We start from the raw sequence: 18228 nt of genomic DNA on the forward strand, positions 1-18228 counted from the left end.
AAGCTCCTGTATCATCGTTATGCCACTGGAGCGCTAAAGCTTACCTCTTCAAGGCATGATTTTAACTTCCGTTGATATCAATCATCTACCCATTAATCCGGTGGGGCATATCCTGTCTCTCTTTTCTCTTTTTGTTTTAAAATATCCGCTTTTTTACGTTCCATCATCACCGCATCATTAAGTGCTTCTTCACTGTCAAATTGCGCACCATCTAAAAATTTTTTATGATCATCGAATTGTCCACTTCGAATCCCCCAAAGCAATGCCCACAAACCAAATGCTCCCAAAAGTGTGGAAGCTCCTAACATCATCGCAACAATCCAACCATCCATCTCTACGGCCTTTTAAAAACGTTTTTAATACGCATCGAATTCCCAACCACCACTAAAGAACTCAGTGACATTGAAAGCGCTGCAAACAACGGTATAACATACCCACTCATCGCCAAAGGAATCGTGACGACATTGTAAAGGAGCGAAAAGAGCAAATTCTCTTTCACCACACGAAGACTCTTGCGTGAAATCACAAAAGCCTCATACAAGCTTTTAACACTGTCGTTGGTAAGCACAACATCACTTACATCCACCGCAACATCCGCTCCACTGCCCATAGAAATCGCAATCTCACTTTGAGAGAGGGCTAACGTGTCGTTGATACCATCACCTGCCATAACCACTTTTTTCCCTTTTTGGCGCAACATTTCGATGTAGTCTGCTTTTTCATGCGGTAACAATGCCGCTTCAAACACTTCAATGCCTACCTCGTTGGCAATATCACGCGTCACGCTGACATGATCACCGCTTAACATGATGATCTCCAAACCAAGCTCTTTAAGTGCTGCTATACTCTCTTGAGCGCCCTCTTTAAGGCTGTCTTTAAGACCAAATGTTGCAACCAAGATACCATCAACGGCAAAAAAGTAGTGGCTGAATGCATCAAAATTTTCAGGCATCACCACATCAATACCAGCCTCTAGCATCATTTTGGCATTTCCACCTAAAAGCTGATGTACCTCAAACACAGCTTTGACCCCTTTAGCCTCGATCGTTTTGATCTGCTCTAGCTGCTTTACATGTAAAGCATTTTCACTCTCTTTTAAAAAGCTTGTAATGCCTTGGCTAATCGGGTGATTGGACGAATTCACAAGCGCATAAAGCAGTGATTTATCAAACGAGTGAAGATACGCATGTGCTACCACTTCAGGCTTTCCTTTGGTGATCGTTCCTGTTTTATCTAAAACCAACGTATTGCACTTTGCCATGCTCTCCAAAAACCCCGCCTCTTTAAATAAGATACCTCGCTTTGCAGCCAATCCAAGCCCCACCAGTGTTGCCACAGGCGTTGCAAGACTTAAAGCGCACGGGCACGCAATGACGATCACGGAGATCGCAATAATCAACCCCGTCTCAAACGAGCCACTTTGATAATACCAAAAGAGCAAGGTTGAAAACGCTAACAGGAGAATCGTACGGGAGAAATACCCTGAAATTTGATTGGCGAGCTTTTCTATCTTAGGCTTTTTATTCATTGCATCTTCTAAGAGCGTTACCAGCTTAGAGAGCATGGAAGAAGAGAAAGTATTGGTTGCTCGGTAGCGAATCACGCTGTCTAAACAGATCGAGCCACTCAAAATTTTATCGCCTTTTTGGGATAAAATAGGGATAGACTCGCCATTCAGACGCGAGAGATCAAAAGAACCCTCCCCTTCTAAAATAACGCCATCAATCGCCACTTTATCGCCTGCACGCACTTCAATGATCTCTCCAATCTCAACAGAATCCACACTGCTTAAAATCTTCTCATCCCCTTTGATGATAGTTACTTCAGTCGGCATAGAACTTCCGAAGGCATCCAACGTATCCACTGCTTTTTTCTTGGTTAAAACTTCTAAGTATTTTCCTGCAAACACAAAGGTAATAATCATCGTTACCGAATCAAAATAAACCTCAGCACTTCTAGAGAACATCGCATAAATCGAAAAAGTATAGGTCAGAGTTGCTCCCGTAGCAACCAAAAAGTCCATCGTCACATAACGGTGTTTAATGCCATAATACGCCCCTTTAAAGTAGACCGAACCCGTGTAAAACAGAGTTGGAGTAGCCAAAATAAATTCGGCAAAATTAAGAATGCTTTTGATGTTGCTTTCCATCCCTGTAAAATAGCCCGCATACTGTGCAATCGCAATCCACATGACGTTCATGGTAGCAAAGATTCCTACTAAAAGTTTGGAGTAGTACTCCCTGCGTTGTGCGGTAGCTCTCTCTTCGCCACTTTTAGGGTCATACGGATAAGCGTTATAACCAATACTTCGAATCGTCTCGATAATCTCTGAGAGTTTAAGGATGTCACCATCCCAAACGATCTTTGCTTTATTATTCGTGTAGTTAATGGTAACTTCGACAATACCCGCTTGCTTGGAGAGGACTTTCTCATTCAGCCATACACATGCACTGCAATGAATCCCTTCGATAACCAAAGCAATCTCACTAAAACCCTCTTTATTTGATTTCACGTATTTGGAGATAAAACCATCCAAATCAAACCTACTGGTATCATCCATCGTTACTTTGGGAGGATCTAAAGTCGCATCTCCCATTTTTTTATAAAATGTATCGAGCCCTTCATCCTTTAGAAGATGAAAAACACCTTGGCACCCTTTGCAACAAAAAAAATGAGGAGTTTCAAAACTTGTATCTTGGAGTAACAAAGAAGCATCGTATTCTAAATGGCAGTGATCGCAACATTTTTTGCTCATATTAATCTTTCATTAGAGTTCTTAGCGAACTCATTTTTTACACGCTTTCCAAGCAAAGCTTGAAAAACTACGCTAACCGCTATGGTACTGAAGCTTGCCTCCTATTGAGGCAGAAACTTTTTTGCAATTAAAAATTATTATAGCGTGACTTTTTTGTGATGAACCTGATATGAAAGTAGGCTTAATTTTTTTTTCAAAACCTTTGTGCTAAAGTGCCACCCCTACATGTAAATGTAGGTATTCATGGGTCAAGGGAAATTAGTGGAGAATATTCAAAAGCTCTATGTTAAAGCAGGCGTTTTCCTGATGCTTGCATTATGTCCTATTTACATTGCCATTTGGTATCACTCTCTCATCCTCGCCTCCATACTTCTTACCATTGTCACCAGCTTGAGCCTCTTTTTTGTTACAAAACTACTTAAAAGCAATGCAAAACTGAAAAATGAACTACGCAAAAATCTCTACATCGATCTCAACACCAAGCTTCCCAATCGTCTTAAACTTTTACGGGACAACAAAACCCTTGACCCTTCCATTGAGTCAACCCTGATTATCATCAATATTGACTCCTTTCAAAACACCAACAACTTTTACGGTCATAACTTTGGCGACAAATTCCTCAAAGTGATCGGTGAATGGCTCTCGCACAATCTCCCGCCGATTGATGCCACACTTTACAAGTTTGAAGCTGACATTTATGCCATTTTGATTCGTGTCCCTTTTAGCGAATACAACCTCAAAAAATACCTTAAAAAAATCTCGATGAAAATTACAAAAGACCGCATCATTTGCGATGACGTCGAAGTCGATACGACTCTTTCCATCGGTGCGCATCAAGGTAAAAAAAGCCTTTTAAAGCTCGCTTCCATTGCGTGTAAAGAGGCGAAAAACAAACGCCTCCCGTATATTGTTTACGATAAAAGTAGTCACACAGAAGCAGAGTACCATCACAATATGACCATGAACCATACGCTTAAAGAAGCGCTTGCCAAAGACTATGTGGTTCCTTTTTTCCAACCTATACTCAACCTTCGCACCAACGAAATTGAGAAGTTTGAAACACTTATGCGCATCAAAAAAGAGGATGGCAGTTACTACTTACCCGCAGAATTTTTAGATGTTGCTAAACACTCTAAGATCTACTCAAAACTCTCGATGTCACTCATTCAAAAAGCGTTTGAGACTTTTCAAATCTCCTCAAGTGGCTTTTCCATCAACCTTTCCTACCTCGATATGACCAATATCGTCACCACAACCTTCATCCTCGAAAAGCTCGAAGAGTTCAACGTAGGCCCATGGGTTATTTTTGAGATTTTAGAGAGTGATGGTATTGAGAATTATGAAGCAATTGCTAAGTTTATTGACCAAGTGAAGTCTTATGGTGCAAAAATTGCCATTGATGATTTTGGCTCAGGCTACTCCAACTTTGAACGCCTCACTGAACTAAGAGTTGATTTTATCAAGATTGATGGCAGTCTCATTAAAAATATTCACCACAATGAAGAGACGAAGATTATTGTTAAAACGATTGTGAACTTTGCTAAAGAGCTTAACATCAAAACTATTGCGGAGTATGTTCACTCAGAGGAAGTATTGCAGTGTGTTAAAGGGATCGGGATTGATTATGCGCAAGGCTTTCACATTGGCAAACCAAAACCCACCCTTCCTACTACGAACGCGCACAAAGCTTAGTTTTCACAAACAAGCAGAGGTAAATACCTCCACCTATCATTATAATGCCACCCAAATGGTACCACTCTAAACGTTCACCTAAAAAGATATAGGCTAAAAAACTTCCAAACAGTGGCATGAGATGAGTAAATTGTCCCGTTTTATCCGCCCCAATCTGTGCAATCCCCTTGTGCCACAAGTAATAGCAAAGTATGGAGGTCACAAGAACCACATACGCAAACACCCACGTGTGTTCTGTGACGATCATCACTTCTCGCGCTAAAGTGTAACCTTGCGCCAGATAAAAAGGTAAAAGCATTACAACGCCCAAGCTTACCGTCGTAATGAAAAACTCAAAACTACTGAGACTCTTCGGTCTAAATTTCACCAAAACACTGTAACTTGCCCAACACAAAGATGAAGCTATAACCCAAAAATCGCCTGGATTGAAACTCAACGTAAGAATACTCTCCACATCCCCTTTGAGTACCAAGAAAACAACCCCCAGTGTTGAGAGCACAATGCCTACAATCTGCCTCACAGAAATGCTCGTTTTAAGAATCACAAACGAGAGAAAAAGAATAATAATAGGAATGGAAGAGTTAATCAGCAACGCATTGGTGGCTGTCGTTTGTTGTAACCCAATGTACAAAAGTGTATTAAAGCACGCAATACCAAGGGCTGAGAGCAAAACTAAAATACCAAAATGGTTTTTGAGTGCGTGCCAAATTTTCTTTACATGTAAAAGCAAAAAAGGGAGCGTTACGATAAAAACGCCAAGCCATCTGAAAAAGGCTATTTCCCACGGCTCAATGACGCCTGCTACAAAACGCCCGATAACAAAATTGGCAGACCAAAAGAGCACACACAGTACTAAAAGTACATAGACTTGCATTTTTATCCTTTTTTTGAGGAGTGATTATAACAAATATAACGCCATTGCAACAAAATCGCTATACAATTTCAATAGGAATATGGAGTTTCAAGGAGATTTATGATGCTGTACCAACTTAATTTACGAGAGCTTACCTATGCACTCTGCGAAGCACTCGATTATGTAGGTATCGATGACACACTGCACGGAAAACGTGTAGCTTATATTGCCTGTGAAATAGGCAAAAAATTGGGCTGGAGACAATCAAAACTGGATAAAATAATGCTTATGGCGATGCTCCACGACAGTGGCGTCTCTTCAACAGGCGTTCATCATACCATCATGAGCAATCTTGATTGGGAAGATGCCCAAACGCATTGCACCAAAGGGGCGCGACTTTTAAGAAATGTCCCCATTTATTGTGGTTTTGCTGATGTTATAGCCCTTCATCATACGCACTGGGAACGTTTTACGTCTCACATTGATGATGAGACAAAACTTTACGCCAATATTATCTATCTAAGCGATCGTATCGATGCCTTGCGTTCTCAATTTGGAGCACACCTCCATCATGAAAAAGAGTATATTCGCTCCATTCTTCAAAAGCACACACCCTCTATGTTTGCACCCAAACTCATGGAAGCTTTTGTGGAGATTTCGCAGACAGATACGTTTTGGTACTACTTAGAATCCGAATACATTCACTACTATTTCAGAGATTGGATTGATCAAGGTGAAATTCGCGCTGTACCTTTCGATCTTTTAAAAAAAATCGCACTTATGTTTGCAGGCGTCGTTGATGATAAATTAGCGCATACGCACCAGCACCACACGTTAGGGGTAGCCTCTTTAGCACGTTATCTTTCACAATTATGCGACCTCTCGCTACGAGATCAAGAGATGATCGAACTTGCAGCACTCTTCCATGATTTGGGTAAGCTTAGAATCCCTGATGACATTGCTTGCAAAAACACCTCACTCAGTGATGAAGACAACATTAGGATCAGGCGACACGGCTTTGATGCACAAGTCATTTTACAACAGATCAAAGGCTTTGAGACTATTGCTAAAATCGTCTCCATGCACCATGAAACACTTGATGCCAAAGGCTACCCTTCTAAACTTAGCGCTGGGGAAATTCCATTGGAAGCACGTATTTTATCCACAGCCAATACCTTTGAAAATTTGATTCAGCAAAAATGTACACAAGCCTCTACTCCCCCAAAAGCAGACGATGCTTATGAAATGCTTGAAAGACTGGTAGAAGATCATAATTTGGATGCAACGATTGTTGATAAAATGGCAATGCACCTTAAAGATTGTTATGAAAAAGCTTTGCATCCACAGCTTTACATGTAAAAGAGTGCAAGAGCGTAGCACCCTTTTGAGAGAGAATGTGATAAAATTAATTTGCGTGTGTTCAAAAAGGGGTGGTAGCCTAATGCGAGTACTTGTCTTTTTTCTCTTTTTTTGCACGACACTCTTCGCACATCATACCGTTGAGCCTATTTCCATACAGCTTGCATGGCTTCACCAATTCCAATCAGCGGGCTTTTATATCGCCAAAGAAAAAGGCTTTTACGAAGAACTTGATCTTAATGTGACGATCAAAGAATTTCGCCCCAATACCAATATCGTTGAAAGTGTTATTTCAGGTGAAAGCACTTACGGCATTGGCAAATCTTCACTGATTATCGATCGCCATAACCAAAAACCTATCGTTGCATTGATGGCTCTGTTTCAACACTCACCTTCTGTTCTTATTTCTACCAATCCTGTTATCAAAACACCCGACGACCTCTTTAATCGTATCATTATGATGAGCATTGAAGAGTCTAGCTCAGTTAGTATTTTATCGATGCTTATGAGTCATGGTGTCAAAATAGAGGATATCTTTTTGCGTCAACCCTCTTTTAACCTTGATGATCTGATTAACAATAATGTCGATGCAATGGCGTGCTATATCTCCAATGAACCTTTTTTACTGAATGAGCGCAATATCACCCATACCATTTTAAACCCTAAAGAGCATGGCTTTGACTTCTATGGCGACATTCTTTTTACATCTGAGCGTGAAATATCTTTGCATAAAGAACGTGCTAAGCGCTTTTATACAGCGACCAAACAAGGGTGGGAATGGGCCTTTGAGCATATCCCGCAAACGGCTCAGCTTATTTACGAAAAATACAACACGCAACATAAAAGCCTTGAAGCTCTCATTTACGAGGGCGAAACGCTTAAAAAACTTGCTTTTGATGAGGATAAACCTTTTGGGATGATTGAAACTAAAAAATTTGAAGAGATCGCCAATGTCTATAAAATCAGTGGTATTCTACAAAATCGCTATGACTTACAAGGCTTTGTAGATCCTCTTCATTTTGCAAAAGATATAGTTAAAATTGGCATTTTATCTAGCCGAGAAGGAAGTGATACGTTTCCAAAAACATGGAGTGATAGTGCGCAATACTTAAGCACCCTCTTTCCTTCCCATCAATTTAGCATTGTGCCTTTAAATTTTGACGAGATGAAAACAAGTCTAGAAAAAGGTGAAGTAGAATTTGTCATCACCAACCCTGTCAATGCCATCCAACTTGAACAGTTGTATGGATTAAGCCGTATTGCAACACTTAGTCCTCGCTACAAAGAGCACTATTACAGTGAGTATGGCAGTGTTATCTTCAGCAAAGCAGATGCCAAGATTGAAAATTACAGTGATCTTAAAGGTAAAAAGGTAGGGGCGGTTTCGCCACACTCTTTTGGCGGTTATCTTTTAGGTATTAAAGAGCTTAATAATCCTTCACTTACCCAAAATACCACCTTTTGGGAAACGCATAACAATGTCGTCAAAGCTGTTTTAGATGGACGTATTGATGTAGGAATTATTCGAACCAATGTATTAGAAAAAATGCAAGATGAAGGCATTTTAAAACTGAGTGATGTCAAAATTTTAGGGGACAAAAAACATCCCAATTTTCCATTTGTATCGAGTACCGAGCTCTATCCAGAGTGGGTTTTAGCCAAAGCACCGCATACCTCCGAATACCTCACCAATGAAGTCCTAAGCACGCTCTTAAAACTCTCATCCTCGTCTAAAGCAACGCAAGCGTTTCGCCTTAAAACGCCTCTAGATTACTCCAAAGTACATGCCATTCTCAAAGAGTTTAACATCTATCCTTATGAGCAAGAACCCTATACGTTCGTTGACGTCATCCTCAAATACCGATACCTGTTTCTAGGGCTTTTTATCGTATTTCTCATCTCCGTTGCCTTTATGATTTTCATTCAACGTCTCAATAAAAAGCTCCGTGATCGTACCAATGAAATTCAAAACTTCAATGAAACACTCGAACAAGAAGTGCAACAGCGTACACACGAACTGAGCCTTCTTAACTCTAAACTCAAAGAACTCGCTAACACCGATGAACTCACAAAAATAGACAATCGCAGGCATTTTTTACTCATGGCAACGCAGTACTTTCACATGGCAAAACGCAACGCTATGGAGCTTCATATTCTTTCCTTAGACATTGACTTTTTCAAACATGTTAATGACACTTACGGACATGCCAAAGGGGACGAAGTGTTGAAATTTTTCTGTAAAACCATCAAAGAGATGATTCGACAAAGCGATATTTTTGGACGGATTGGCGGCGAAGAGTTTTGTATTTGCATTCAAAACACCTCACTGGATGGTGCTCGAATCTTAGCGGAGAAAATTCGTGAGTGCATCGAGAGAACAACGGGAAATACTCAAAATTTACCTGCCATTACCGTCAGTATTGGTATAAGTTCGCTTAAAGAGAGTGATAAAGAAGTTTTTGACATCATTAAACGCTCCGATGAGGCACTTTATGATGCAAAACGAAAAGGTCGAAATCAAGTACAAATTCTCTAACTTTTTAAATTAAGAGTTTATTTATCCGAGTTAGCTATAATTTTCAAATATTTTCTAAAAAGGACACACAATGGCAACAACCAAACTCAAAGGTAATCCAGTAGCACTTTCAGGCGCACAAATAAATGTTGGCGATAACGCACCCGTTGTAACACTTGTAGCAAAAGACTTAAGTGAAATCAAAGTCGGTGGAGCGAGTGATAAAGCTCAAATCATCGTTATCGTACCTTCATTAGACACAGCAGTCTGTGCTCAAGAGACACGTACATTTAACACAAAAGCTGCAGCAACTCCTGATGCAACTGTTGTCGTTGCCTCTATGGATCTTCCATTTGCGATGGGACGTTTTTGTACGACTGAGGGAATTGAAAACCTTCAAGTAGGTAGCGATTTTAGAGAAAGAGCTTTAGCAAATGCTTATGGCGTTTTAATTGCGGATGGTCCACTTAAAGGACTCAGTGCAAGAGCTATCTTCGTCGTCGATAAAAGCGGTAAAGTTGTTTACAAAGAGATCTGTCCTGAAATTACAGAAGAACCAAATTACGAAGCGGCATTATGCGCGCTTAAAGAGACCGTCGCTCCATCACACAAATGTGGCTGTGGTGCACGCTAATCTAACTTAGTTTTGCTTCCTCTTGTGTCTGATAAAGCCACGAGAGGAGCTTCTGCATTCTTTTCATCGTCGCCTCATCAACATTCTGTTCTGGAAGCTCTATAATCATCTCCATCAAAGCTCTGTTTTGTAAAAAAGCAATATCATAAAGTGCGGCTTTATCTATAATTTTTTCTAAAAAATGCCTATTATGAAGCTCTGAAACACTTTTTTGCACACTTTGGTAGTGCGACAATCCTTTAGGTATCATAACGCAATCACTCCTGCAAAACGTCCTGTTATTTTGTCTCTTCGGTACGAAAAATAATCCGTATCACAGCATGTACAGACATCTGATATATCCATATTTTCTGGCTTAATTCCCAGTGCTACAAATGCCGCATGGTTGTAGCTTTGTAAATCCAAAAAGTAGTTATTCTCTTTTACATGTAAAAAATTTTCAAACCCTTTTGTTGCTTCAAAACCTACTTCATAACAACATTGATGAATCGAAGGACCCATCCAAATTTTTAACTCTTCCATGCGTGAACCAAAACGCTCACCCATCGCAAGAGCAGTTTTCTGACCTACCTGTAAAAGCGTTCCAACACGTCCCGCATGCGCAACGCCAATGGCTTCATGTTTGGCATCGTAAAAAAGTATGGGGATACAATCTGCGACCATGACAGCCAAGCCAATTCCTTGCACATTGGTTATCATCGCGTCACACGTGGGTGCTTCATCGCCCGTTTCAATACACACAATACAATCGCTATGCACTTGATCCATAAAAACAAGTTTGGAAACACCCAATTTTTCTTTTAAAATTTCACGATTTTTCGTTACATGTAAAGCATTATCGTTTACATGTAATCCTAAATTGAGGCTATCAAAAGGAGCCAGACTGACGCCCTCAAAGCGTGTCGTAAAATGATGCTGCATCAATAGGTCGCCATAATGCGATCCACGCTATTCCAATCAAGTGCATCTTTTTTGCTAAACATATGATGGAGATAACGCGCAAACATATCGGTTTCAACGTTAACTTTTTGCCCTACTTTATAACTTCCGATCAGTGTTTTTTGAAGCGTGTGCGGAATAATCGTTAAGCGAAAACTCTTTTTGCTGACATCATTGACCGTCAAACTCACACCATCAATGGTAATGCTGCCTTTAGGAATGACAAACGTGATCTGTTTTTCAGGAATACTCACTTCAATATCCAACCCATTTTCTCTTTGGTTGAAACGCTCTATGACGCCGACACAGTCCACATGCCCTTGCACCATATGCCCATCAAGGCGATCTCCTAGGGCAAGCGCTGGTTCCATATGCACTTTTCCTTTAAGGTTTTCAACAGCGAGTAATGACCTACTTTCCAATGAGAGTTCCACACTAAAACCACCCTCAAAAAGCTCTATGACCGTCAAACACGCACCATTGATGGCAATGCTATCGCCAATGTTAGGTTTATAGGTCGCACGAAGCGTCAAAATGTTATTGGAATAACTGGCAACTTCTGCGAATTCTCGAATCAACCCTGTAAACATACTTTACCTTTTGTCTATTTATCTTTTCTATTATAACGCTTTTAGGGTTTATCTTGCATAAGTGAATACGCAATCCTGACGCTCTTTTTTAAGCCATCAAGAGATGAATCATTGGGTACTTTACAATTTTCCCCCTTTTTTCCCCTTTTTTTAGTGATAGTATTCATATTAAAGCTGAAATGCTTATAATAGGCAGATACAAAACTGTGTAGGGAGATGCGATAATGAATCATTGGACAATTTCACAGAAAATTTATATTCCTCTTTTTGGAGGCATTATTATAGGGTTTATTCTCATTCTTTTTTCCTCCTATCTTAGTATTCAAGGTATCGAAAAAGATGTCTATGGCAAAGAACAAGAGACATTAAAGATCTACGTTAAGAACCAATTAGAGGCAAAATACGATGTAGCACTCACCAATGCTATCACCATTGCTTCCAACTATTACGTCATAGACTCTCTACTGAATAACGACCGCGCTATTGCGATTAAAGGTCTTAAAGAACTGACGACGCTTTATAAAGAAAAAACGGACTTTAAAGAAGCGCAAATCCACATCCATACCAAAGATATTAAAAGTTTTCTCAGGGAGTGGATGCCAAACAAATTTGGTGATGACCTCTCAAGTTTTCGCCAAACCATCAAAAAAGTCAAAGAGTCAAAACAACCTCTTACTGCCATTGAAATGGGTGTAGCTGGCATGTCTTTACGCGGTGTTGCACCGATCATCAAAGAGGGTGACTACTTGGGTTCAGTTGAATTTATCGACTCTTTTGACTCTGTTGCTAAAAATGCCAAAACGGACTTGAAAGCCAGTGTTATCTTTTTAACCGACAAAAAACTTCTCAATCTGAGCGCTGGCGCAAAAGATGCACTTTTAGCGAAAGACACCGCTCTTTCACAAGCGAAAGAGATCACCGATATGAAACTCTTTGACGAGATCAAAGATCTTGACCTCTCTACCAAAGGGAAAAGCTTTTCAACGGCAACCTACTTTATTGTGAGAGATGAACTCAAATCATTTGATGGAACCAGAGCAGGCGAAGTCTTAATCGCTAAAGAAATTCAAGCAGTTAAAGCAGTCGTACACGAAGCACAGTATGTTTTGGTCAAACAGATCATCGTTATGTGTATCATCACCATGATCATCATGGGCATGCTGGTTCTAACGCTTAAAAAATCTGTCATTAACCCCGTAAAAGAACTTAAAGTACGAGCAGACAATCTTGCCAGCGGCGATGGTGATCTCACCAAACAGATGGATGTTTTAAGTGGTGATGAGATAGGACTTGCATCCAAAGCGTTTAACCTTTTTATCGAAAAAGTTCGAAACACCGTGAGTATGGCAAAATCCTCAAGCAACGAAAATGCTTCTGTCGCGAATGAACTTAACTCCACAGCACTCGAAGTGGGACGAAGAGCCGAAGAGACATCCAGCATCGTCAATGAAACCAATACCATGTCACGAAACATTAAAGAAGAGCTTTCCCATTCATTGCAAAAAGCAAAAAAATCCGAAGAAGAGATCGCACAAGCACACGCTAAACTGACCAATGCGAAAAATCAAGTTCTCAAAATGGCAGACCAAGTCCAATCAAGCGCACATACCGAAGTTGAACTTGCACGTCAAATCTCACAGCTGAGTAATGACGCTGACCAAGTCAAAGGTGTTTTAACGGTTATCTCTGACATCGCAGATCAAACCAATCTTCTAGCCCTCAATGCCGCCATTGAGGCAGCACGTGCGGGAGAGCATGGACGAGGTTTTGCCGTTGTCGCCGATGAAGTAAGAAACTTGGCTGAGCGAACACAAAAAAGTTTAACAGAGATTAATGCTACCATCAATGTCATCGTTCAAGCGATTAACGATGCTAGTGATCACATGAACAGTAATTCCAGAAGTATGGAAAATCTCACCAAAATTGCTTCTGAGGTAGAAAAAAACATCAATGAAACAGCCGTCATTATGGACAATGCAACCGTCTCAAGTGAAAACACGGTAAAAGATTACGTAGAAACGGGTAAAAAAGTGGATGCCATTGTCGCTAAAATCGAAGAGATTAACACGATTACGATTAGCAATACACGCAGTATGGAAGAAGTCAGTGGTGCAACCGAACACCTCAGTGACTTGACCGACAAACTCAACCATGTCTTAGGAAATTTTAGAACCTAATACGCCTTGCTAAAGGAGTGTTATTACACTCCTTTAGCTCCAAAAAAAGTATAAAAAGCATGCGTGACTCTTCTAGCTTCCTCTAAACTCACCTCGACAAATCGTACTCGTCCACCTGCTCGAAGCTGCGCTAGTTTAAAACAATCCACCGCAATCACGGAACCAATCTTCGGATAACCCCCAATGGTTTGACGCTCTTTTAAAAGCACAATGGGCTCACCATGACTTGGAATTTGCACCGCGCCATAGCAAATTGGTTCAGATAAAATGCCCGTCGTACTTGGCACCACTTTTTCGCCACTCAAACGATACCCCATACGATCACCCTCGCCTTTAAAGGTGTAAACACTGTTAAAAAATGTCTCTTGCGCTTTGTTATCGAACATCTCTTCTTGATACCCTTTAACCAAACGAAGGGTTATTTCATCAGGGTAGTGTGGTATATGCTGTTTTTCAAGTTTTCGTCTATCCATAGGACAACGCGCGCCAGAAGTTGGGAGCTGATCACCCGCTTTGAGCTTTCTTCCTTCAATGCCGCCCAGTCCTTCTTTAATACTCGTTGAAAAACTGCCATAAAGGTGAGGTGTTTGAAACCCTCCTGCAACAGCAAGATACGCAAATTGCCCTTCACTCGCATAGCCAAACGAGAGCACATCGCCCTTTTTGAGCTGATGAACTTGCCATAAACTCATGGTGTGACCATTCAGTTTTGGATGCATCGTTGCCCCACAAATGGCAATGCACATCTCTTCTTGCGCTTTGAGTGTTACGCCTCCCAGTGCTATTTCGATGGTAGATGTATTAAAATCATTACCGACTAAAAAGTTGGCATACCCAAAAGCCATCTCATCCATAGCACCACTTTGGGTAAGACCGATGTCACTAAAACCTCTGCGTCCCGCATCTTGGATACAACTTTGAACACCACCATTTTCGACTAAAAAGCCTCTACTCATAGCTCGCCTCCTAGTCTTAAAAATTCCGCCTTAGAGATCGGCTCAAATTGCACGTGATCGCCTACATGTAAAAGGGAAAGTCCATCATAAGCGGCATCAAACATCGCCGTAGGTGTACGCCCTAAAACTTTCCAACCACCAGGGCTTTGGCTTGGATAAACTGCGGTCTGACGATCAGCAATCGAGACACTGCCTTTGGGAACAGCCTTCCTCGGACTCGCTAAACGAGAGGTTGCTAAACGCTCATCAATTTCGCCCAAATATGCAAAGCCAGGAGCAAAACCAATCGCATACACACTGTACAACCCTTTTACATGTAAAGCGATAATCTCTTCCACACTCAGGTTTTTTTCTTCTGCTAAAAGCTGTAAATCCAACCCAACTTCAACTCCATAATACGTTGGAATCGTAATGATTTTAGGCTCACTCATTGTAATCTCTTCGGCATGATGAATAATCTTCTCGATCTTCGCACACACCCCATCAAAATCAAATTGCATAAGATCATAACTCACCATCAACGATGCATAAGAAGGGATTATTTCAAAAAAACTTTCACATTTTTCAGCCTTTAACGCAAGGTAGGCTTTTTGTACCTCTTGCGAAATGGCAGGATCAATACTGCTTCCAAAATAGACAATAACGGACGACTCTGAGGCAATTTTATAAACGCGACTCACATGCTTTTCCTAAGGGTTTCTACCATTTTAACGGCTTCTTCATTATCGCCATGTACACACAAGGTATCGGCCCTGAGTGCGATTTTTTTACCCGAAATGGTCTCAAGAACGCCCTCTTTTTGAAGCAGTTTTAAACGCTCAATAACTGCCTCCACATCGTGAAGCACAGCTCCTTTTTGACTGCGAGCCACCAACAGACCGCTGTCATCATACGCGCGATCGGCAAAAACTTCATAGATCAGCTCTAATCCAAGCTCTTTGGCGATAGCTTCTTGCTTGGAAGTATCCACCATCGAGAGAATCATCAATTTAAGTTTTGGATTTAAGCGCGCAACCGCTGAAGCAATGGCTCTAAAAATACGCTCGTCTTTCATCATATCGTTGTAAAGTCCACCATGCGGTTTGACATACGAAAGTGTGGCACCATTGGCAGTCACAAAGCCTTGAAGTGCGCCAATTTGGTAAATGACCATTGTCTCAACCTCTTCCAAAGAGCAAACCATACTTCGTCTACCAAAGCCCACCAAATCAGGATACGCGGGGTGCGCCCCAATGGTAACGCCATGCTTCAGTGCAAGCTTAATGGAACGATCCATAATCACAGGATCTCCCGCATGAAACCCACACGCAAAATTGGCCATATCCACATAAGGCATTATGGCTTCATCAAGCCCCATTTTCCATGAACCAAAACTCTCACCTGCATCACAGTTTAATTTGATCATCACCTTCTCCTAATCGGAAGAAAAATTTTGAAATAATGGTATCACAGTTCGATTAAAGTAAAAGGCTAATAAATAACCAAATAGCAAAAAAGCTTTACATGTAAAGATACAACGTGCCCTTATTTTCCACCAATACCCATTCATTTAGTTTTATTTTCTCAATTTAATATACAGTCAATTAGTAGTATAATGATAAGAATTATGTATGAATGAAGGTATGAGTATTATGAAATATGACGTGATTGTAATTGGTGGTGGACATGCAGGTATTGAAGCATCTTTAGCGTCCGCAAGACTTGGGCATAAAACCCTTCTTATCTCTATTTTAGCAGAGCAAATTGGAGCAGCAAGCTGTAACCCCGCTATTGGTGGTCTGGCTAAAGGGCATTTGGTGAAAGAACTTGACGCGCTGGGTGGGCAGATGGCACTTGCAACCGATGCTGCGGGTATTCAATTTCGAACCCTTAATCTCTCTAAAGGCCCCGCCGTTAGAGGCAGTCGCGCTCAAATCGATATGGATCGATACCGCATCTACATGCGTACCATCGTTTTAAACACGGAAAATCTCAGTGTCGCTCAAGAAATTGTTGACGAGATCGTTACGGAAGATGGAAAAGTGACAGGCGTTATTACAGCCATGGGTAACCACTACCATGCTCAAAAAATCATTATTACTACTGGAACATTTTTAAAAGGTCTGATTCATATTGGTGAGTACAAACACCAATCAGGTCGCGTGGGAGAGTTTCCTTCCATGAAACTCTCAGACTCTATCCAATCACTGGGCATCAACATGGGACGCCTTAAAACAGGTACCTGTGCGAGAATTGATGCAAAAACAATTGATTTTTCGAAAATGGAGCTACAACCAGGAGATGAGAACCCGATCCCGTTTAGTTTTAGAACCGATCGAGCAACGTTTAAACCATTCCAACTCCCTTGCTACATCGCGTATACAAACGAAGAAACCCATACCATCATCGAGAGCAATTTCCACCGTGCTCCTCTTTTTACAGGGCAAATTGAAGGTATTGGGCCACGTTACTGCCCTAGCATTGAAGATAAAATCAACCGCTTCCGTGACAAAGAGCGCCACCATCTCTTTGTAGAGCCTCAAACACGCGAAGCGACGGAGTACTACATCAATGGTTTTAGCACCTCTCTTCCAACTGACACGCAACTTGGCATGATCCACTCCGTTGAAGGAATGGAAAATGCAAAGATTGTTCGCTTTGGTTATGCGATTGAGTACGATTATGTCGATCCTACCGAACTTAACCATACATTAGAGACCAAAAAAATATCAGGTCTTTACTGTGCAGGACAGATCAATGGAACCACAGGCTATGAAGAAGCTGCGGCACAAGGTTTGATGGCAGGCATTAACGCATCTTTGAGTTTAAGAGATGAAGAGCCTTTGATTTTAAGACGTGATGAAGCCTATATTGGTGTTTTGATTGATGATTTGGTCACCAAAGGCACGAAAGAACCATACCGTATGTTTACCTCTCGTGCCGAGTATCGTTTATTGCTTCGTGAAGACAACGCGGATTTAAGACTCACGCCATATGGTTATAAAATCGGTTTAATTGATGAGCAAACCCATGAACACGTGGTGAAAAAACAGATGCATTTAAACGAAGGGCTTGCCTATCTTGAAGCGACAACACTGACACCGTCGAATGAGAACAACGCCTTTTTAGCCAACATTGGTGAAGAGAAGATCACCGATAAAGTCACGCTTCAAAAGATCGTTGCACGTTCAGAATTTACCGTAGAAAAACTTGAAAAATTAGCACCTATGGTAAGCGCGTTTAATGAAGATGCTAAAGAGCAGATTTTGATTGAAGCCAAATATAAAAATTATATTGAAAAGCAAAAAGACCAAATAGACACAATGAAAGAGATGATCAATGTTAAAATCCCACCAATGATGGATTTTAGCTCGATTTCAGGACTGAGTAACGAAGTAGTCGAAAAGTTACAACGTTTCAATCCACCAACGCTTTTTGCAGCCAGTGAAATTAGCGGGATCACCCCAGCAGCACTGGATATCTTACATGTGTATATTAAAATTTTTAATAAGAAATAAAATTGTAACAAATATATAATTGACGTGTGTCATAGATTCTTAATATAAGATGCGATAAAATTGTCACAAATTAAACAACACGAAAGGAAAAAGAATGGCTGTTGAGACAAGCAGAAGAGACTTTATAGGCATGGCATTCGGCGGTTTTGCAGCGGCAGGTGGTGTAATAGCCCTTGGCGCTATGAAAAAGACTTGGGACCCACTTCCAAGTGTACAATCTGCTGGATTCATCACCGTTGATCTCTCTCCTATGAAAGAGGG

At 40.9% G+C, this 18228-nt stretch carries 16 protein-coding genes; 7 read left to right on the forward strand and 9 right to left on the reverse strand.

Annotation, left to right across the window (positions count from 1 at the left end; genetic code table 11):
* Positions 1-92: 92 nt before the first annotated feature.
* Both ccoS and SAR02S_RS12670 read right to left on the reverse strand, forming a co-directional pair.
* Complete coding sequence (gene ccoS, locus SAR02S_RS12665; RefSeq protein ID WP_041960290.1) at positions 93-332, reverse strand: cbb3-type cytochrome oxidase assembly protein CcoS; 240 nt, start codon at positions 330-332, stop codon at positions 93-95.
* Between the two features lie 2 nt (positions 333-334).
* Entirely contained in the window at positions 335-2755 is a 2421-nt protein-coding gene (locus SAR02S_RS12670; protein WP_041960292.1) for a heavy metal translocating P-type ATPase, read from the reverse strand.
* Positions 2756-3016: 261 nt separating this feature from the next.
* Between SAR02S_RS12670 and SAR02S_RS12675 the strand changes: the two genes are divergently transcribed.
* Positions 3017-4447, forward strand: a complete 1431-nt coding sequence (locus SAR02S_RS12675; RefSeq protein WP_041960293.1) for an EAL domain-containing protein — start codon at positions 3017-3019, stop codon at positions 4445-4447.
* On the opposite strand, the gene SAR02S_RS12680 is transcribed toward SAR02S_RS12675, so the two are convergent.
* The gene (locus SAR02S_RS12680) at positions 4425-5321 is read right to left on the reverse strand and encodes a DMT family transporter (protein WP_041960295.1); all 897 of its coding nucleotides are present in this window, start codon (positions 5319-5321) and stop codon (positions 4425-4427) included. The two genes, SAR02S_RS12675 and SAR02S_RS12680, sit on opposite strands and share 23 nt — an antisense overlap.
* Before the next feature lie 99 nt (positions 5322-5420).
* Here SAR02S_RS12680 and SAR02S_RS12685 point away from each other — a divergent pair, with 99 nt between their 5' ends.
* The 3 genes from SAR02S_RS12685 (at position 5421) to tpx (ending at position 9808) form a co-directional block, all read left to right on the forward strand.
* Complete coding sequence (locus SAR02S_RS12685; protein ID WP_041960297.1) at positions 5421-6659, forward strand: HD-GYP domain-containing protein; 1239 nt, start codon at positions 5421-5423, stop codon at positions 6657-6659.
* Positions 6660-6741: 82 nt separating this feature from the next.
* A complete protein-coding gene (locus SAR02S_RS12690; protein ID WP_041960299.1) occupies positions 6742-9195 on the forward strand; it encodes a diguanylate cyclase in 2454 nt (817 codons plus the stop codon).
* 70 nt (positions 9196-9265) lie between these two features.
* Entirely contained in the window at positions 9266-9808 is a 543-nt protein-coding gene (gene tpx, locus SAR02S_RS12695) for a thiol peroxidase (protein ID WP_041960301.1), read from the forward strand.
* A 1-nt stretch (position 9809) separates the two neighbouring features.
* Here tpx and SAR02S_RS12700 read toward each other — a convergent pair whose 3' ends face one another.
* Genes SAR02S_RS12700 through SAR02S_RS12710 form a run of 3 tightly spaced genes read right to left on the reverse strand, consistent with a single transcriptional unit; the run spans position 9810 to position 11337 of the window.
* Complete coding sequence (locus tag SAR02S_RS12700) at positions 9810-10058, reverse strand: hypothetical protein (RefSeq protein WP_041960303.1); 249 nt, start codon at positions 10056-10058, stop codon at positions 9810-9812.
* Positions 10055-10729, reverse strand: a complete 675-nt coding sequence (pgeF, locus tag SAR02S_RS12705; protein WP_041960305.1) for a peptidoglycan editing factor PgeF — start codon at positions 10727-10729, stop codon at positions 10055-10057. Before pgeF ends, SAR02S_RS12700 begins: the two co-directional genes overlap by 4 nt.
* Positions 10729-11337, reverse strand: coding sequence for a riboflavin synthase (locus SAR02S_RS12710; protein ID WP_041960307.1), 609 nt, complete (start codon positions 11335-11337; stop codon positions 10729-10731). The genes pgeF and SAR02S_RS12710 overlap by 1 nt, the downstream gene beginning before the upstream one ends.
* Before the next feature lie 224 nt (positions 11338-11561).
* On the opposite strand from SAR02S_RS12710, the gene SAR02S_RS12715 reads away from it, so the two are divergent.
* The gene (locus tag SAR02S_RS12715; RefSeq protein ID WP_041960309.1) at positions 11562-13514 is read left to right on the forward strand and encodes a methyl-accepting chemotaxis protein; all 1953 of its coding nucleotides are present in this window, start codon (positions 11562-11564) and stop codon (positions 13512-13514) included.
* Between the two features lie 23 nt (positions 13515-13537).
* Here SAR02S_RS12715 and SAR02S_RS12720 read toward each other — a convergent pair whose 3' ends face one another.
* From SAR02S_RS12720 to SAR02S_RS12730, 3 genes are read right to left on the reverse strand one after another with little or no spacing between them, the layout of a single operon-like run.
* On the reverse strand, positions 13538-14470 hold the full coding sequence (locus SAR02S_RS12720) for a 5-oxoprolinase subunit C family protein (protein ID WP_041960311.1): 933 nt from the start codon (positions 14468-14470) through the stop codon (positions 13538-13540).
* Positions 14467-15150, reverse strand: coding sequence for a 5-oxoprolinase subunit PxpB (gene pxpB, locus SAR02S_RS12725; protein ID WP_041960313.1), 684 nt, complete (start codon positions 15148-15150; stop codon positions 14467-14469). Before pxpB ends, SAR02S_RS12720 begins: the two co-directional genes overlap by 4 nt.
* Positions 15147-15875: a 5-oxoprolinase subunit PxpA gene (locus SAR02S_RS12730; RefSeq protein WP_084218520.1), complete on the reverse strand. Its 729-nt coding sequence runs from the start codon at positions 15873-15875 to the stop codon at positions 15147-15149. Before SAR02S_RS12730 ends, pxpB begins: the two co-directional genes overlap by 4 nt.
* Positions 15876-16101: 226 nt before the next feature.
* On the opposite strand from SAR02S_RS12730, the gene mnmG reads away from it, so the two are divergent.
* Both mnmG and SAR02S_RS12740 read left to right on the forward strand, forming a co-directional pair.
* Positions 16102-17967: a tRNA uridine-5-carboxymethylaminomethyl(34) synthesis enzyme MnmG gene (gene mnmG, locus SAR02S_RS12735; protein ID WP_041960322.1), complete on the forward strand. Its 1866-nt coding sequence runs from the start codon at positions 16102-16104 to the stop codon at positions 17965-17967.
* A 94-nt stretch (positions 17968-18061) separates the two neighbouring features.
* Positions 18062-18228 (forward strand): twin-arginine translocation signal domain-containing protein (locus tag SAR02S_RS12740; protein WP_041957192.1); only part of this gene is annotated, 167 nt, incomplete at its 3' end.

Origin of the sequence: Sulfurospirillum arsenophilum NBRC 109478 (assembly GCF_000813345.1) — a bacterium.
Lineage (GTDB): Bacteria > Campylobacterota > Campylobacteria > Campylobacterales > Sulfurospirillaceae > Sulfurospirillum > Sulfurospirillum arsenophilum.

Excerpts from the sequence above, each read along its gene's own strand:
- ccoS (WP_041960290.1), bottom strand. The coding sequence starts at position 332 with ATGGATGGTTGGATTGTTGCGATGATGTTAGGAGCTTCCACACTTTTG.
- SAR02S_RS12670 (WP_041960292.1), bottom strand. The coding sequence starts at position 2,755 with ATGAGCAAAAAATGTTGCGATCACTGCCATTTAGAATACGATGCTTCT.
- SAR02S_RS12680 (WP_041960295.1), bottom strand. The coding sequence starts at position 5,321 with ATGCAAGTCTATGTACTTTTAGTACTGTGTGTGCTCTTTTGGTCTGCC.
- SAR02S_RS12685 (WP_041960297.1), top strand. The coding sequence starts at position 5,421 with ATGATGCTGTACCAACTTAATTTACGAGAGCTTACCTATGCACTCTGC.
- SAR02S_RS12690 (WP_041960299.1), top strand. The coding sequence starts at position 6,742 with ATGCGAGTACTTGTCTTTTTTCTCTTTTTTTGCACGACACTCTTCGCA.
- tpx (WP_041960301.1), top strand. The coding sequence starts at position 9,266 with ATGGCAACAACCAAACTCAAAGGTAATCCAGTAGCACTTTCAGGCGCA.
- SAR02S_RS12700 (WP_041960303.1), bottom strand. The coding sequence starts at position 10,058 with ATGATACCTAAAGGATTGTCGCACTACCAAAGTGTGCAAAAAAGTGTT.
- pgeF (WP_041960305.1), bottom strand. The coding sequence starts at position 10,729 with ATGCAGCATCATTTTACGACACGCTTTGAGGGCGTCAGTCTGGCTCCT.
- SAR02S_RS12710 (WP_041960307.1), bottom strand. The coding sequence starts at position 11,337 with ATGTTTACAGGGTTGATTCGAGAATTCGCAGAAGTTGCCAGTTATTCC.
- SAR02S_RS12715 (WP_041960309.1), top strand. The coding sequence starts at position 11,562 with ATGAATCATTGGACAATTTCACAGAAAATTTATATTCCTCTTTTTGGA.
- SAR02S_RS12720 (WP_041960311.1), bottom strand. The coding sequence starts at position 14,470 with ATGAGTAGAGGCTTTTTAGTCGAAAATGGTGGTGTTCAAAGTTGTATC.
- SAR02S_RS12730 (WP_084218520.1), bottom strand. The coding sequence starts at position 15,875 with ATGATCAAATTAAACTGTGATGCAGGTGAGAGTTTTGGTTCATGGAAA.
- mnmG (WP_041960322.1), top strand. The coding sequence starts at position 16,102 with ATGAAATATGACGTGATTGTAATTGGTGGTGGACATGCAGGTATTGAA.